The sequence below is a fragment of the Flavobacteriales bacterium genome (assembly GCA_016124845.1).
In the GTDB taxonomy this organism is placed as follows: domain Bacteria; phylum Bacteroidota; class Bacteroidia; order UBA10329; family UBA10329; genus UBA10329.
The window spans coordinates 26869-45173 of record WGMW01000058.1; the positions used below are offsets into that span (position 1 = coordinate 26869).

An 18305-nucleotide genomic window follows, 5' to 3' on the forward strand; every position below is an offset into this window, starting at 1 on the left:
GATGCATAATTTCGAATCAATGTTCTTCCGCGTAACAGGACTTCTGTTCCTCACAACTTTCTGCGCTGGCCATATTGTGGCACAGATCAACTGCCCACCGCATTTACCACTCACACTTCTGGGCAATACGTCATACTGCATAGGCAGTTCTGGCACCGACCTCAGTATTGAGCAGAATTATACCGGATATGAATGGCTGCCCACATCAGAAACGGGTCAAAGCGTATTCCTCACGGCCGGGAACTACGAGGTGGTTGTAACGCACTACACCGGCTGTACCGATACATTGGCCTTTGTTGTTGCGCAGGTTTCCAATCCACCGCAACCGACCATTAACGTTAGCGGGCCTACCGAATTCTGCGAAGGCGGAAGTGTTACGCTTTCTGTTGACTCACTTTATCCATATTACGATTGGAGCACTGGGTCCGTAAGTGAAGAGATAACGGTTTTTGAAAGCGGTACTTACAACGTTTCAGTTACGGATTGGATCGGCTGTAGCAGTGCCTCAAACTCTATTCAGATCACCGTCAACCCACTCCCGACAGCCGCATTCTCACCGGGTCTGAACCTCTTTGATGTTCAGTTCAACAACTTTTCGTTGGATGCCACCGATTACGAGTGGAACTTCGGAGACGGAAGCACAAGCACCGACTTCGAACCGACCCATACCTTCAGCGTTGGCGGTACGGTTCCCATGTATCTGGTGGCCTCCAACAGTTGCGGCAGCGACACAGCCTTTCTCGACCTGACAAGCGTAAGTGTAGAAGAACAGCGCGATAGGCTGATGGCCAAGGCGTTTCCGAATCCAAGCAATGGGCAATTTCAGCTTTCGCTGGATGCTGCCGCACAAGGCCGCTGCACATTTACTGTGGCCGATGCAGAAGGAAGAATTTTGGAAAGCTTCACCAGATCCATTCTGGTCGGTCCGAACAGGTTTCAATTCGATCTGACGCACCTGTCATCCGGACTGTATTTCCTTTCCATACAGAATGGAGAGCACTCCGACCGTTTAACGCTTGTGGTGAATTGAGTGCCCAAGTAACCAAATGCGGCAATTAACGTAGGTTGCCCTCGAAACCAGACCAGGATTCAATTTGAATTGAGAACACCCGACACCAAAAACATTAGCAAGCAATTTTTCCTCCCAACAGAAGGCTGTTTTACTGCCTCTTGGAGTAATCCTAAAAATTGTACCTTAACCCCTTGATTTTTGACTGTTCCAACCTCGTCCAATAAACCTATTTCTACCTAAATATTCGACATGAAGCGAGCTTTACGCGAACTCCTCTCATTTGGACTTCCGCTACTCACAACACTTCTGCTGGTGCAGAAGGCGGAAGCGCAATGTCCTGTCGTCATCGACTCTATCGTCACCACCGATGTTTCCTGTCCGGGAGCGAATGATGGATCGATCTGCATCTATGTGTCAGGCGGTTTCCCCAACTACACTTATCAGATCTTCAACGGTCCATTCTTCCTCAACTCCGGTCCACAGAGCAATACCAGCTACTGTTTCACAGGTTTGGGATCGGGTGTTACCAACTATCAGATCATTGTGGTGGGCGAAGATGGTGGCGGTGGTAGCTGTCAGGCGGCCATCGATTTTGCGGTGATCAACGATCCTCCTCCGTTCAATATTATGGTAACCACCACACCCGACTCTTGCCCCGGTGGCAATGTGGGTACTGCGGTGGTGGATGTAACGGGCGGAACGGCCCCTTACACGTATTTCTGGCCAGGTTTCGTGGAGACCAGCGATTCCATTTCGGGTCTTGATGGCGGATCTTACACCGTTCAAGTAACCGACAACAACGGCTGTCCTCAAACACAGCCATTCACTATCGATTCGCCTGCTGATTGGGCTGATACGCTTACCGCAACCGACCCGCTCTGTTTCGGAGGAACGGATGGACAGATCACCTCTTCCGGTGTCATCGGAGGAACTCCTCCTTACACATATTCGTGGTCTGGAACGGCACAGACAACGGAAAACATTTCCGGTCTTAGTGCAGGTACTTATGCGCTAACGGTTACCGACAGCTTGGGTTGTACCAACACCTTCCCGACCGTTACCGTGAATGAGCCGACCCAAATTTCCATTACAGAAACGCACGTTGATGTAAGCTGTAATGGCGACACCGATGGCTCTATCAATGTTTCTGTTTCCGGTGGAACTCCCGGATATACTTATTTGTGGTCGCCCGGTGGGTCGACCGGACAGGATACCACAGGTCTTGCCCCAGGCACCTACCAGATCTTGGTGACGGATGCGAACGGATGTCAGGACTCATTGCAAATTGACATTTTGGAGCCGAATGTGCTGGTTGCCAGTTCTGTAAGTACAGACGCCACCTGTTCGGGTCTGTGTGATGGTACCGCAACCGTGAGCGGCACAGGCGGAACACTTCCATATACATTCGATTGGAGTCCTTATTCCAACAGCGGTCCAAGTTCCGTGTCACTTTGCGCTGGAAATTACACCGTGGTTGTAACCGATGCCAATGGATGTCAGGATTCAACCTCCTTCACCATTGATGATAACCAGTTGCAGGTTTCCGTGAACTCAACAAACGTGAGTTGCAACGGATATTGTGATGGAACGGCAACAGCCACGGTGACCGGAAATCATCCTCCATTCACCTACGATTGGCAACCAACCGGTGGTACAGGAACTTCCGAGTCAGGATTATGCGCTGGCAGCTACACGCTTACCGTAACAGACAATAACGGCTGTTCGCAAACGGTGAATTTCACTATAACGGAACCCGACCCGATCATGATTTCCATGGCCGTTACGGACGTGACCTGCGAAGGTGGTTCGGATGGAGCCATCGACCTGACGGTTTCAGGAGGCGTGGGGCCATACACTTATCAATGGTATCCGCTGGGACAGACAACGGAAGATATAAGCGGGCTTCCTGCGGGCGATTACTCTGTGGTGGTGACCGATGCCAATGGATGTACGTCAAGCACGGTTACGTTGGGAGGCTCTTTCAATGGCGGTACACTTGCACTTCCTGATGGAACTGGAGCAACCTACAGCACTTCCATCAACATTACAGGCTTCCCTGCGCTCGGTACCCTCACCAATGTCAGCGATTTCCAAGGCATCTGTATCACCATGGAGCACTCATGGCTGAGCGACCTTGACATTGAACTGAGTTGCCCGAACGGTCAAACAGTCCTTCTGGAAGGCTCTTTCCCGACCAGTCAAACAGGTGCAAGCGTCTTCTTGGGCGATGCCAACGACAACGACAGCATTACGCCTGTTCCGGGAACAGGTTTTGAATACTGCTGGAACACGAACCCGATGTACGGGACCATGGAAACGGAGGCTGGGCTTGGAAACACGGTCATTGTAAGCCAAGGGGTCGCGCTTCCTGCAGGAAGTTACTCAAGTGTCGATCCACTTTCGGGTCTTTTGGGCTGTCCGTTGAATGGCGATTGGACCATTACCGTAACGGACAACTTCGCCATTGACAATGGCTTCATCTTCGATTGGAACATTGGCCTGAGCGGTGGCGGTGCAAACGATTCGCTGGCGACCGTCAACGAACCGGGGCCGATCACCATCAGTGAAAATGTGACAGACGCAACCTGTGGTCAGTGTGATGGTTCGGTTACCGTAACGCCAACAGGTGGCGTAGCTCCTTACTCGTACCTGTGGAATACGGGTGCCACTTCGGCCACGATTTCCAACCTGTGTGCAGGCGTTTACAACGTGGAAGTGACCGATGCCAACGGATGTTCTGAAACGTTCTTCATTCCTGTTGATCACTCAGATGGCCCAACAGGCGCCAACGTAACTGTGGTGGACGCGTCCTGCTATGGCGTTTGCGATGGGGAAGCAACAGTTACCGGAATCGGAGGAACTCCTCCTTACACCTATCAGTGGGTTCCGGGAGGTTACAACACCAGCAACGTAACAGGACTTTGCGCAGGAACCTATAACGTTCAGATACAGGATTCGCTGCATTGCATCCATACCGAAACGGTAACCATCGGTCAACCGGATCAGATCATGGTCGGACAGACCGTGACCAACTCTGTTTGCGGACAGTGCAACGGTCAGATCCAATTGACACCGATCTCAGGAACACCACCGTATTCCTACTCGTGGTCTCCGAATGTCGGGTCGGGTACAAGTGCCACAGGGTTGTGTGCAGGCGTTTACAACATCACAGTAACGGATGGCACCGGCTGTTCCAAAGTTGTCACTTCCTTAGTGAACGATATTCCTTCTGCTTCGATTGCCATGACGGGAATCGACCCATTGTGTAATGACTCTTGCAATGGCCAGGCAATTGCCACACCAACGGGTGGAACACCACCTTTCACGTATCTGTGGGATGACCCGGCAGGTCAGACAGATTCAATTGCAACCGGACTGTGCGAAGGACTTTACACCATCACGCTGACAGATAGCAACGGATGTGTTGCTGTAAATCAGGTGAACCTGACCCAACCGACCCCGATCGGACTTTCGCTGCTCATTATAGATAACGGAACGTGCGCTGGCAACTGTGACGGTCAGATCACGGTCATTCCTTCCGGTGGAACCATTCCTTTCACCTACCAATGGAATGACCCCTTATCCCAGACAACGGCCAATGCAGACAGCCTCTGTGCAGGTACCTTTATCGTTCAGGTTACCGATGCCAACGGTTGTATGGACACCGTGGCCGGAACAGTGAACAACCCTGCGGGGCTTACGGCAACGGCTACAACCACCGATGTAAGTTGCAACGGGCTTTGCGATGGAACCGCAACCGTAACGGCCGTTGGCGGTACACCTCCATTCTCATACCTCTGGGATGACCCTTCTGCGCAGACAACCGCAACCGCAACAGGGCTGTGTGCCGGAAACTACACCGTTACTGTAACAGACGCCAATAACTGCGATTTCACCGTTCCGGTGACCATTACAGAACCGGATCCGTTGGTCATCACATTCTCTGGAATCGTCAACCTGCAGTGTGATGGTATCTGTATAGGAGAGGCCACGGCAGATGTTGTCGGTGGAACAGGTCCTTATACATATCAGTGGGATGACGCTTTGGCGCAGACAACAGCAGCAGCCGACAGCCTCTGTGCAAGTACCTACACGGTTACTGTAACAGATGCCAACGGATGTACCGCTTCTGAATCGGTGACAATCACAGGTCCCAACGGACTTTCATCCAGCATTGTGAGTCAGACCAATGTAAGTTGCAACGGGCTTTGCGATGGAACGGCTGTGGTTGAAGGTACAGGTGGAACACCTCCGTACACCTATCAATGGAACGACATCAACAACACGACAAACGATACCATTACCGGGCTTTGTGCCGGAACGTATAGCGTTACCGTAACCGACAACAACGGATGTGTCTCCGTTTCCACGGTCACCATCACACAACCGAACCCATTGTCAGCCTCAACCACGGCCAGCGATGTAAGTTGCTTTGGGCAATGCGATGGAACGGCAACGGTATTCCCAACGGGAGGTACGTTCCCGTATTCATACCAGTGGAACGACCCGAACAACCAGACAACACTTACGGCTGTCGGTCTCTGCCCGGGAAACTACACGGTAACCGTAACCGGATCGAACGGTTGTGTTACCACGGCTCCTGTGCAGATCTTCCAACCTACCGAGATCATTATCGATACATTGGTTGTAAACGCAACGTGTGGTCAGTGCAATGGACAGATCACGGTAACGCCTGATGGGGGTGTTCCTCCGTACACCTATCTATGGGGTAATGGTCAAACGACAGCTTCCATCAGTGGACTTTGTCCTGGCGTTTACACGGTAGATGTAACGGATGCCATCGGATGTACACAGAACTTCGATATTGCCGTAAGTAATGATGGTGGCCCAACAAGTGCCACGGTCGTAAGCACAGATGCCTCTTGTTTCGGTGTCTGCGATGGCGAGGCCACAGTAACACCTGTCGGTGGAATTCCTCCTTATAATTACCTATGGGTGCCAGGAGGGCAAACAACCGCCAATGTTACCGGACTTTGCGCTGGCGTTTACAACGTTCAGATCGAAGATTCGCTGGGATGCATCTATACACAGATCGTCACCATCAACGAACCAAGCCAGATCTTGGGCAACCCGAACGTAACGCAGGCCACCTGTGGGCAGTGCAACGGTCAGATCTACCTGACACCATCCGGTGGAGACAGCGGTCCTTACACCTACGCTTGGTCACCGAACGTTTCAACCAACGATACCGCCTCTGCCCTTTGTGCAGGAATTTACACGGTCACCATTACAGATGGTGCGGGCTGCGAAGGAATTGAAACCATCCCCGTTGGTAACATCAGCGGTCCAACGATCACCGTTTCCGGTGTAGATGCCACCTGCAACGGTTCCTGCGATGGCTCGGCAACCGTATCCATCTCAGGAGGAACGGCTCCGTTCACCATTCTTTGGGACGACCCAAGTGCGCAAACAGACTCAGTAGCTACCGGATTGTGTGCCGGACAGTACAACGTTACCGTGACCGATGCCAATGGATGTCAATCCGTGGCTCAGGTTCAGATAGACGATCCTGATCCGATATCGTTGAGCCTGCAACTGGTCACAGATGCCACCTGTCCGGGTGCCTGCGATGGCGCTGCAACGGTTATCGCCTCTGGCGGAACACTGCCTTACACCTACAGCTGGTCATCAGGCGGTACTGCAAGCACCGAAACAAATCTTTGTGCCGGAACATACACCGTTACCGTTACCGATGCCAATGGCTGTCAGCAACAGCAACAAGTGGTTGTGAATGAACCACCGGCCATCGTCATCAATACAAGTACGGTCGATGCAACCTGTTTCGGCCAATGCGATGGAGAAGCTTACGCGGATGCCACAGGTGGTTCTGGTGGATTCACGTATCAGTGGAACGACCCCGCATCTACAGCAAACGATACCGTGATCGGTCTGTGTGCTGGAACATACACCATTGTGGTGACCGATGTGGCCGGATGTATGGATTCTACGGACGTCACCATCAATCAACCCGATTCCATTACGGTAACCATCCAAACAACTGCTGTTACATGTAATGGCGATTGCGATGGTAGTGCCATTGCGGTTGCAGTTGGTGGAAACTCACCTTATTCTTATCAGTGGAACGATCCATCATCAACCATGAATGATACGGTGGCAAACCTTTGCGCTGGCATCTACAGCTTGGTGGTCACCGATTCCCTCGGATGTACAACCACTTCGGCTGCGGTTATCACCGAACCATTGCCGCTGCTCCTGTTGGATTCTGCTCAGAACATCACCTGCGGTGGAACATGCGATGGTGTTGCTGGCGTATTGGCCCAAGGCGGCACAGCCCCATATTCTTACCAATGGAACGATCCGTCCAACGCCACGGACCCGATCGTTCAAGGGCTTTGCGCAGGAACTTATCAGGTGGTGGTGACCGATGCGAACGGATGTTCAGATTCCACAACAGTTACCATTACCGAACCTGCCGTATTGGATGCTACGGTTTCCGTTCAGAATGCATCTTGCGGTGGCGTGTGTGATGGAGAAGCTTATTTGAGCGTCACAGGCGGTACAACGCCTTATGGTGTGCTTTGGCTCCCCAACTTCGAAACATCCGATACGTTGACCGCCCTTTGTGCTGGTCAATACATCGCGGTGGTATCTGACGCTTCCGGTTGTGTCGATTCTGCCACAGCAACAATTACGGAGCCTCCGATTCTGACCGCAGATATCACCTCGGTAACGCAGGTGCTGTGCGCTGGCGGTTGCATCGGAGAGGCCACCGTTACGCCTACAGGCGGAACAGCTCCTTACACGTATCAATGGAACACAAGCCCTGTTCAAACGGACAGCACGGCAACCAACCTGTGTGTCGGTATCTGGTCGGTAACGGTTACCGATGACATCGGTTGTACTGCAAATGCAACCACCGCCATATCCGATTCTGCGGCATTGACAGCGGCCATACCGATCTTTACCAATGTTACCTGTAATGGAGCGTGCGATGGAACGGCCACGGTATTTGCCAACGGTGGTGTTGGGCCTTACTCCTACTCATGGGATGACCCGAATTCACAGAACACGCAAACGGCAACGGGTCTTTGTCCTGGAGTTTATACGGTAACGGTGACTGACTCTCAGTCTCCTGCCTGTACCACTCAAGCATCTGTGATCATTGTAGAGCCAACGGCTTTGACCGCCACCGCAACAGCTACGGACGTTACCTGCGGAACAGACTGTGATGGAATAGGTGTTGCTCTCCCATTGGGAGGAACGCCTCCGTACACCTACGCTTGGAATGACCCCCAAGGTCAACCAGATTCTGTGGCTACCAACCTGTGTGTGGGAACTTACACGGTGACAGTGACAGATGCTAACGGTTGTACGGTTTCCGCCAGCGCTACGGTCGGTGGTCCGCCTCCAATTGTTTCCAACGCAACCTCGGTGGCATCCACGTGTAGCAACATTGCCAATGGCTCCATTGATCTTACGGTGGTTGGTGGTCAACCGGGTTACAGCTACAACTGGACGCCAGGAGGCATCATGACCGAAGACCTGACCAATGTGATGACAGGTACTTACACCGTTGTGATCACCGATGCCATCGGATGTTCAATTACGGCCACTTATGGTGTTGCCACACTTGTTCAGATAGAAGCTGATGCAGGTGTAAGCGATACGGTCTGTATCGGTGAAAGCCTGACGCTTGACGGAACCGGTGGTGGAACGTACACATGGACTCCTGGGTCATCCTTAAGTGATTCAACCATTTCCAACCCTGTGGCCACTCCTTTCGACACAACCACCTACTACCTGACGGTGATGATCGGAAACTGTGTGGATATGGATTCGGTGGTCATCTACACCTACGACAATCCTCCGGTAGATGCGGGCGATGACCTTCAGATTCCAACGGGGGGATCCATTGGACTGAACGCCTTGGGTGTAGTGACAGGATGGACGTATAGTTGGGAACCGATCGATTTCTTGGATAACCCGGACATTACCAACCCGACCGCACGGCCGGACGGAACGACCATGTTCTACGTGACCGTAACCGATAACCACGGTTGTATGAGTACCGACTCCGTGCTGGTGGAGGTTCTTCCCGGTATCTCCTTCCCTGATGGTATCTCGCCTAACGGTGACGGAATCAACGACACGTGGATCATTGACAACATCCACTTGTTTGAAGATGCCATCGTAGAGGTGTATAACCGCTGGGGACAGATGTTGTTCCGGTCGGCACCGGGCTACCCCGTGCCGTGGGATGGCCGCTACAACGGCAAAGACCTTCCAATAGGAACGTACTACTACGTAATTGATTCAAAGAACTTCGAGGAGCCCTTTACCGGACCGATCACCATAATTAGATGATGACGATGAAAAGACTTCTATACATATCGACCCTTGTCTTGGGATTCTCGCTGTCTTCTTTCGCGCAGCAGATCCCGCAGTACAGCCAGTACATGCTCAACTCCTATATCCTGAATCCAGCGATGACCGGAGAGAACGACTACTGGGAGGTGAAATCGAACAACCGATTGCATTGGATCGGCATTAACGATGCGCCACGCACGTTCATTCTTTCGGCAAACGGCCCGTTCAAAAAGTACAACATGGGCATGGGAGGTTCCGTATTTGCGGACATTACCGGGCCTACAAGCCGCGTGGGTGTTTACCTATCGTATGCCTATCATCTCAAACTTTCCAAGAAGTTGAGATTGGGAATGGGTATGAGCTTGGGATTGCTTCAGTACCGCATTGATGGAACCAAAGTGACCCTCTACCAGAACGGTGACCCGGTTTTCCCGAACCAGATGATGACCGTTTACACGGCCGATGCGACCTTCGGACTGAACCTGAAGCACAAGAATTTCAACTTCGGTATATCCATTCCGCAGTTGATCGGCAACAAGCTCAAGTTCTTGGAAAACCAGCAGGGTACGGCCAATTCGTTGGCGCGCCACTACATGGCCATGGGCAGTTACACATTCCACGTCAAGGATTTCGGCATCATGCCCAACGTGTTGCTCAAGTATGTATATCCCGCCCCACCTCAGTTCGATCTGGGTCTTAAAGTAGATTGGCGCGACCAGATCTGGATCGGTGCATGCTACCGTTACAAGGATGCGGTCTCCTTCCTCGGTGGGTTCGCCTACAAGGATTTCTTGACCGTGGCGTACAGCTATGACATGACCACCTCCAACCTGAGAAACTACTCAAGCGGTACACACGAGATGATGGTGGGTGTGCGCTTTCGACCATGGAAAAAAGCACCTGTTGAAAACCCAGAGGGTACATCTTCAGGAGAGGCGGAGTAACACCATTTGATAGAACGAAGAAGGGCGGCCAAGAGATTTTTCTTGGCCGCCCTTGCGTTTTCCAGAACCTTACACTATGGGGTCGGTGGAACTGGTTCAGGCGTAAGTACCAGATCAACCGTATAGTTGGTATGAGGCATTACAGCATGGCTGCCTTCAAAGGTCACATAGCCTACTAAGGTACCACGTAGCTGTACCGAAATGCCAGTACCCACAAACGAGCCCGGAAGGCCCAGCTTGTAGCGACCGTCCGAACCTGTCTTCGCCTTATATGACTTCGAAACAGTATCCGAACTGGCCACCACTTCCACACCGACAAGTGCCTCCCCGGTATCAGCGGCCGTTGCAATACCCGTAAGTACAACAGAAGGCTTTGAACTGCCCGTGTCAATGATTCTACGTGCATCAAAATAACCTTCATAAAAATCAAGGTTCACCGCTTTGAACTGTGGCATAAGCGTATCCATCTGGTCCTTCAGTATCGCATCCGTTTCCGAGATCAGACGCTTCAAACCGTCCGTTGCTCCCTTCTTTATTACAATGGCCATGCGTGGGGCAGCCAAGCGGCCGTCAAAACCCTCTATGCTCAACGCCAGAGCATCCATCTCTGTTGCCGTCACTCCGAAATCGGCCAGCGAGGCCAGCACATCATTGGCCTGATCATAGATAACCTGCGCCCGTTGCACCGCAATGGAATCGCGGCACTGCATCAGGTCCGTGGCCGTAAAATGAACCGCCTTCTTCAGCGTCTCATTGTTCACCGTACTTGCGTAGGCCGTTACAGCCCCGCTCACCAAAAGCGCAGCATCCCGCATCACCTCTCTGGCCGTCTTCTTGTCCTTGGTAACACCCGTGTAGGCCGTTTCCTGTACCTCCACCTTACTGTTTATGTCCGACAACTTGCCCCGAAACGCAGTTACCGCATTCGAAAACGCCACATTGCCCGACCAGATGGCATTGGCATCCGTCAACGCCTTGTCCAATACAAGGTACATCGACACCTTATTTTCCTGTCTATCATCCATGATTTCCAGTTTTTTGGGGACCAGGTGGCCACAGCCTGAAGGTCGCTTGGCCCTGTTAGTAATATATCACAGACTGCAACAGAATAACCATCACCACATATACATTATTGTACCGTACGAAAATTTTAACATTTCCCCATCCATCCAAACACACCACATGAACATCTCAACACAACTTACAGCAATGTCCGTCTAAAGAAAATGTGAGCGAAGCGAACCCTGTCTTGAATTCCTCCCCTTAGGGGAGAGCCTGCCCTGAGCTTTGTCGAAGGGTCAGGAGGGGTCAATTCCTTTGCGCCCCTGCGCCTTCGCGAGAACCGACCGTGACGCATGCAGTTTGCGAATTCCCCTCCTGAAAAGGAGGGGTTAGGGGAGGTCAATTCTCCATTCCCCTCTGTGTAAAACGAGCAGCGCGAGCCCCCATCTCTCTGCGTCTCTGTGTGAATAAAATCTGTGAGCGTAGCGAACCCTTTGCGCCCCTGCGCCTTCGCGAGACCTTAACGTGAGCGAAGCGAACCTCATCATCTCTGTGTGAAAAATCCTTCGATACAATTTTCCGAGAAAGGAAAATCACTCAGGATGACCCGCGCACTCCTTTGCGCCTTGGCCGCTTTGCGAGAACCGACCGCGAGCGAAGCGAACCCTTTGCGTCCTTGCAACTTTGCGAGACCTAAACGTGAGCGAAGCGAACCTCCATCTCTCTGCGTCTCCGCGTGAATAAAATCTGTGAGCGAAGCGAACCCTTTGCGCCCATGCGCCTTCGCGAGACCCCAACGTGAGCGCAGCGAACCTCCATCTCTCTGCGTCTCTGTGTGAATAAAATCTGTGATCGAAGAGAACCCTTTGCGCCCCTGCGCCTTTGCGAGACCTCAACGTGAGCGAAGCGAACACCCTCTCCATGCATCTCCCATCCTCCTTGCCCCTCCGTGCAACAACCCCGTGAGCGTAGCGAACCTCCATCTCTCTGCGTCTCTGTGTGGATAAAATCTGTGAGCGTAGCGAACACCCTCATCTCTGTTCATCTGTCCATTTCTCTGTCTCTCCGCCCCTCTGTGTGAACTAAACCCTGAGCAAATTAAACAACATCTACTTCCACTCCCTTGCAAAGAAATGATTCACCAAATAAGCACCCGTCTTATGTATTGAAAGCCAACCAATACACCTCAAAGCTCTAAACATAAATTATTCGTAGGTTTGTTTAAGACCAGTGAAAAAATGGATAATCTGAACATAGATGCAACTTCCAGTACCCCATTGGTATCGTTTGATGGTACAATGGGTAACCTTCTGATTAAAGGGTATTCCACGACAGAATATCCTTTTGAATTCTATGAGCGCTTGACCGAGTGGGTTGAGGACTACGGTCAAGGTGCCAAAGATGCTACCAGGATTGTTGTGGGATTGGAATATTGTAATACGGCTTCTTCAAAGTGCCTTCTTAACTTTTTGAAAAAGGCTATTGAAGTGTTAGATGGAAAAGAGATCATCATTACGTGGGAGTACGACAAAGAAGATGAAGATGCGTTGGATACTGGTAAAGACTTTGCCCGACTTTTAAAGATTCCGTTTGAATTTGAAGGCATCTAACATTAGCGACAGTAATTATTCATTCCATCATGTCAGAAGATAATCAGTTTCTGTCAATAATTGAAGAGACCTATCGGTTCAAAGAACTCATGCACAGGAATCGATTGATTCTGATGTACACAGATGTGATTACATCTGAAACATTGGAAAATCTGGTCTCAATTACGGAAGACCGCCTAAGTTCCAGAAACACAGAGACCCGGGTTAAGAAGAAAATCTTCAATATTATGATGGAATGTGTGCAGAACATAACCCGTCATGGACAGAAACACAATCTCGGATTGTTGTCGTCCATCTTTATCCTTGGCAAGGATGCGGAAGAAAGATTCTTTATTGTGTCAGGCAACAATGTGAAACGACATGAAAAGAAGCAGTTGCAGAATAGACTGGATCGATTGAATGAAATGAACTCCGATGAACTGCATCAACACTATTTGGAGGTAATAGACGATGGAGAAATATCTGCTAAAGGTGGAGCAGGACTGGGGTTCATTGATATTATGAGGAAATCAAAGAGCAAGATACAATACCACTTCCGTGAGGTCGAAGACGATGACCTGTTCTTCGTTTATAAGGTAAGCATACAGGGTTAGATCAAAGCCCTATTCCTAAGACCATAATATCATCGGTCTGTGGCAAAGAACCGCGCCATGAATCCAAAGTGTCATCAAGCATTCTACGCTGTTCATCGGCCGACTGGTTACTCATCTCCATAAGTAATTTGGTAAACCTCCTTCTTGTGTACTTTTTCGTGTTCGGCCCACCGAACTGGTCGAGATACCCATCGGTGAACATATACAACATGTCCCCCTTTTTGTATTCGAATTCAACTGCATCAAACACCTTTTCATCAGTATGTATATATGCCCCAAGGCCATACCTGCTCCCCCTAAACGTATGGGCATTTCCGTTGCTGACCAGAATAACTGGATTCATTGCCCCCGCAAATTTCACCTGCCGTTTGGCCGTGTTGATGATACAGAGCGAAATATCCATCCCATCATCCATCTTACTGGTTTTCCTTCCTATGGCATTGTTTAATTCCTGATCTAAGATTTTTAGAGCCGTATCAGGGCTCTGCCAGGTACGGTTCAACATCATACGATTCAATATATTGATTCCAATGATGGTCATAAACGCCCCTGGAACCCCATGCCCAGTACAGTCTGCACAGGCAATGATGGTAGTGTCCCCATCTTTGTGCATCCAGTAAAAGTCTCCTCCAACGATATTCTTTTGGCTGGAGTAGACAAAGAAACGCTCAAACGATTCTCGAACACCAGCTTCCTCTGGAAATGTGGCTTTTTGAAGCTTTTCAGCATAAAGTATACTGTCCGTTATATCCTTGTTCTTGTCCTCAAGTTGCTGTCCCAACGCTGCCCGCTCGTCAACCTCATGGACAAGATCTTCCCGTATCTTCTGGAATTTGTATGCCCACAGGCCGCACAGGCTGAAAATGACAGCTGCCAATGAAACATGATAAATGAACACTTCAAGGGTCATATAATCAAGTTGGGTAAAGAAAACCTGGTCAAATCCTATGTACTGTAAATAACCAAAGGTTCCATGATGGACAACTACAACAAGTGTAAGCGGTATTTGCAGCTTCCAGTTCTGATAGGTAATAAGTAAGGCACTTCCAATAAACGCGAAGAAATGCATCTCAAACATTCCATGCATCTGGTAGATGAACTGCGCCATAAAGACACCGCCTACTGCACTTAATACATACTGATACAGGTCTGAATCCGGCATGACCCACCTTGTCGAATAATACGCGATAAGTGCAAGCGAGCCAACACCAATACCTATAAGCCAAGTATCATAATAAGTGGCCAAAAAGAGCCCAAAAAGGAAGTAGGTGCCTAAGAAATAGTTCATCAGGCGATCAGAACTCTCCTTTGACCTGAGGGAAAGACCCAACGTGTACGTATTCATATAGCCAATACTTGAGCTTGCCATAGGTTATGGATATGCAACTTCTTCATTTTGTACATACCGGAAGGGAGCAACCATAGCTTTTTATCGCAGCAATGTCCGTGATGGGTGCAAATGTTCCTTTGAGCAATGAGTCAACAGCCATTTTGGCATAATAAGTCCCTCTATCAGTACAATATCGGCTTTTGTTGTAATTACCCCTGTAGCAGAGCCTTCCGTCACCATCTATCAATGCCGCTTGAGGTGTTGAGTAAACACCGCAAGAATCAGCAATGTTCTTATCGAAATATATGGGAATCGTATCAAGTCCAAAACGCTTTCTGATGTCTTCCACCGAATGTTGATTCTTATCATGCATAACAACAATTGCGAAAGCAATCTGATTCCCGTAATCACGGACAAGTGAACGGAAATGAGGAATATTGAATCGGGAACAAGGACATGAGGGATTGAAAAAGTGAAGAAATAGCGGGGCACCCTCTCTTCGTTTAACCTCGTTACCGATATTCACTTTATCACCCGGCTGTATTTCCACATAATCCGCAGGTATGGGGGTCGGCAGACTGTATTTCCAATCCTCGTGCCAGAATATATAGGCTATCGTGCAGAAAAGCAGAACAAGCCATACTGAAAGAATCAATTTTTTCATCCCCAAACAGTCACTTTTCCGAAACCTTACGGGTCGAATTTCAAATAGTTCCAACGAATTGGAAAACAACGTCAATTCCTCTTACAGCCTTAATCCCATCACCAGAACATCATCAACCTGATCATTCTGTCCTCTCCATTTTTCGAACTCGGAATGAATCTCCTGTCGCTGTTCCGATACTGACATTTCATGGATTCTCTCCAATAACAACAGAAGGTTTTTAAACATGTAACGTTTGGTTCTCGGGCCACCTAATTGATCTTGGAACCCGTCCGAAAACATGTACAGCATTTCTCCCTCCTGAAATGGAATTTCCGCGGTTTCGAAAGATTTGTCGGCCGAACTGATATAAGCACCAAGCGAATAACGGTTTCCCTTGAATACGCGACTTCCTTCCTTTCCTATCAGTACAATGGAACTCATCGCACCCGAAAATTGAATCTTCTGCTCCTTATTGTCAACGGTACAGAACGCCATGTCCATACCATCTCCCATTGTTTCATCAGAACTTTTACTCAATCGGTTCTCAAGTTCAACATCCATCAGTTCCAGAATAAGTGATGGAAAACGCCAATCCTGATCGATTACAACATGACGGAGAAGGTCAGTACCTATTAGGCTCATAAACGCGCCCGGAACCCCATGACCCGTACAATCACCACAGGCCACCATCGTCTGTTTGCGGGATCGATAGCACCAATAAAAATCACCACCGATAATGTTAAGCGGCCTATAGTAAATGAAAGCTTCCGAGAAATATCGCTCGAAGGTCTTTAATCCAGGCAAGGCCGCATCCTGTAAATGTTTCGCATACCGCATACCATCGATCACTTCTCGATTACTCCGTTCCAGCTCCTGTGTTCTGGCAGCTACTTTCAGTTCCAGGTTTTCCAACGTCTCTTGTAGTTCCGTCTGCGTCCTACTTAGATCCGTTACATCCTGCATCACCCCATAGATCCTTACCGTAGTTCCCGACTTATCCTGCTCTATGTAGTTCCGGGCTTTTACAATACGCTCAACACCACCTTTTCCAATCAGCCGGAACTGAGCCTTTAGTTCCTTACCGTAATGCTCAACCTGGTTCATCTGTTCCACTACCCAAGGCCTATCATCTGGGTGAATGGCCATTTTGAAAAACTCAAAATCCGGTTTAAAGTCCGGCTCTACTCCAAGCATGTCACGAAGCGAATCCGACCAATACAGATCGTATGTTTCCATATTCAAGTTCCAGTTGGCCACTTGAGCCAAATGCTGAGCTTCGTTCAAAAGATGCCTGGCGTGTTCCAACCTATCTGCCGCCCTTTCTCTTTCCTCCACGTCCCGGGTTATGATAATGATCTCGGTCAATTCCCCAGTTTCTCCAACAACCGGACTTATTGAAGATTCGACCGATATCAGCGTACCATCTTTCCTAACCATCTTGTGGGGGAGAAGAAGGCTTTGTTTTGTTTCCAGAACCCTCACATGCTCCCCTCCGATATACTCCAACTGCTCCACCGGGATAAAGTCGTAGCCAAGACGACCAAGCATTTCATTAGGTCTATATCCGAGAAGTGGATTACAAGCTGCCGAGACATAAACATAGATACCTTCAGGCGACACTACGGTTACCATATCCCGCGACTGTTCCATAATTGTCCTATGCCGGTCGGCTGCAATACGGTGCACCTCCTCCTGTTCCCTGAGCTCGATCTCCGTAAGTCGATGACCCAGCAGTTTTGTTATGGTCAAAGCCAGTCTTGATAATCGGTCCTTGATGAGATAATCATCAATTCCAATCTCCGCTATCTCCGCAGCCTGCGCATCCGTAAGTACACCCGTTACTATGATGAATGGTACTTTTTGACCTCTTTCCGTCATTGACCGAAAGGCCATTAATCCGCTATATCCAGGTAAGGAATAATCGCTTAGAATAATATCCCAGTCATGCTTGAGAGCCTTTTCAAAAGCAGCCCTGTTGGAAACATGGGTCAGTTCATACGACCATTCACCGTTATTGAGTTCATTCCTGATAAGCTCAACATCAGTAACGCTATCTTCCAGAAGTAGTACTCGTAAAGGCTTGCTCATTCCCTGGATTTTCCCTGTTCCAGCAGCAAGTTAGCAACAATGCACAAAGATTCCAACCCGGGGGCGATCTGGAAAAAACCCTCAATTAACATGGTTGTCCCGCCAATAGCTGCTAAAGAGAGTCCGTTCAATCAACCCCATATCTCTCTTTCCCTGATCTCTATTCACCTACCGATTTTCTCTGCCTCTCTGTTTGAAATAATCTGAGCGTAGCGAACCGACCAACGGGAGCTCATTGCCTCTGAATGTTCTCTCCGTGCATCTCCCATCCTCCTTTCCCCTCCGTGCAACAACACCGTGAGCGTAGCGAACCCTTTGCGTCCTTGCAACTTTGCGAGACCTAAACGTGAGCGAAGCGAACGCTCTCCGTGCATCTCCCATCCTCCATTCCCCTCCGTGCAACAACACCGTGAGCGAAGCGAACCCTTTGCGTCTTGGCCGCTTTGCGAGAACCGACCGTGAGCGTAGCGAACCCTCTCCGTGTATCTCCCATCCTCAATTCCCCTCCGTGCAACAACACCGTGAGCGAAGCGAACCCTTTGCGTCTTGGCCACTTTGCGAGAACCGACCGTGAGCGTAGCGAACCAAATCTGCTTCCCTGCGGCTCTGTGTGAAAAATCCTTCGATACAATTTTCCCGAGAAAGGAAAATCACTCAGGATGACCCGCGCACTCCTTTGCGCCCCTGCGTCTTCACGAGCAACCCACGTGAGCGAAGCGAACCTCCATCTC

9 protein-coding genes are annotated in these 18305 nt (G+C 49.8%); 5 read left to right on the forward strand and 4 right to left on the reverse strand.

Annotation, left to right across the window (positions count from 1 at the left end):
• Nucleotide 1: 1 nt before the first annotated feature.
• The 3 genes from GC178_18070 (at nucleotide 2) to GC178_18080 (ending at nucleotide 10305) form a co-directional block, all read left to right on the forward strand.
• Nucleotides 2–1030, forward strand: coding sequence for a T9SS type A sorting domain-containing protein (locus GC178_18070; GenBank protein MBI1289478.1), 1029 nt, complete (start codon nucleotides 2–4; stop codon nucleotides 1028–1030).
• A gap of 231 nt (nucleotides 1031–1261) precedes the next feature.
• A complete protein-coding gene (locus tag GC178_18075) occupies nucleotides 1262–9358 on the forward strand; it encodes a T9SS type B sorting domain-containing protein (protein ID MBI1289479.1) in 8097 nt (2698 codons plus the stop codon).
• A complete protein-coding gene (locus tag GC178_18080) occupies nucleotides 9355–10305 on the forward strand; it encodes a type IX secretion system membrane protein PorP/SprF (protein ID MBI1289480.1) in 951 nt (316 codons plus the stop codon). Before GC178_18075 ends, GC178_18080 begins: the two co-directional genes overlap by 4 nt.
• 74 nt (nucleotides 10306–10379) lie before the next feature.
• Here GC178_18080 and GC178_18085 read toward each other — a convergent pair whose 3' ends face one another.
• Nucleotides 10380–11330, reverse strand: coding sequence for a hypothetical protein (locus tag GC178_18085; protein MBI1289481.1), 951 nt, complete (start codon nucleotides 11328–11330; stop codon nucleotides 10380–10382).
• 1215 nt (nucleotides 11331–12545) lie between these two features.
• Between GC178_18085 and GC178_18090 the strand changes: the two genes are divergently transcribed.
• A complete protein-coding gene (locus GC178_18090; GenBank protein ID MBI1289482.1) occupies nucleotides 12546–12917 on the forward strand; it encodes a DUF1987 domain-containing protein in 372 nt (123 codons plus the stop codon).
• Between the two features lie 29 nt (nucleotides 12918–12946).
• Nucleotides 12947–13510: a hypothetical protein gene (locus GC178_18095; GenBank protein ID MBI1289483.1), complete on the forward strand. Its 564-nt coding sequence runs from the start codon at nucleotides 12947–12949 to the stop codon at nucleotides 13508–13510.
• Between the two features lies 1 nt (nucleotide 13511).
• Here the strand turns inward: GC178_18095 and GC178_18100 are convergent, their stop codons facing one another.
• The 3 genes from GC178_18100 to GC178_18110 all read right to left on the reverse strand — a co-directional run bounded on the left by GC178_18100 (nucleotide 13512) and on the right by GC178_18110 (nucleotide 17574).
• Entirely contained in the window at nucleotides 13512–14855 is a 1344-nt protein-coding gene (locus tag GC178_18100; protein ID MBI1289484.1) for a SpoIIE family protein phosphatase, read from the reverse strand.
• Between the two features lie 46 nt (nucleotides 14856–14901).
• Nucleotides 14902–15504: an AhpC/TSA family protein gene (locus GC178_18105; GenBank protein ID MBI1289485.1), complete on the reverse strand. Its 603-nt coding sequence runs from the start codon at nucleotides 15502–15504 to the stop codon at nucleotides 14902–14904.
• Nucleotides 15505–15585: 81 nt separating this feature from the next.
• Nucleotides 15586–17574 (reverse strand): PAS domain-containing protein, encoded by a 1989-nt coding sequence (locus tag GC178_18110; GenBank protein MBI1289486.1) that lies wholly within the window; start codon nucleotides 17572–17574, stop codon nucleotides 15586–15588.
• Nucleotides 17575–18305: the final 731 nt, after the last annotated feature.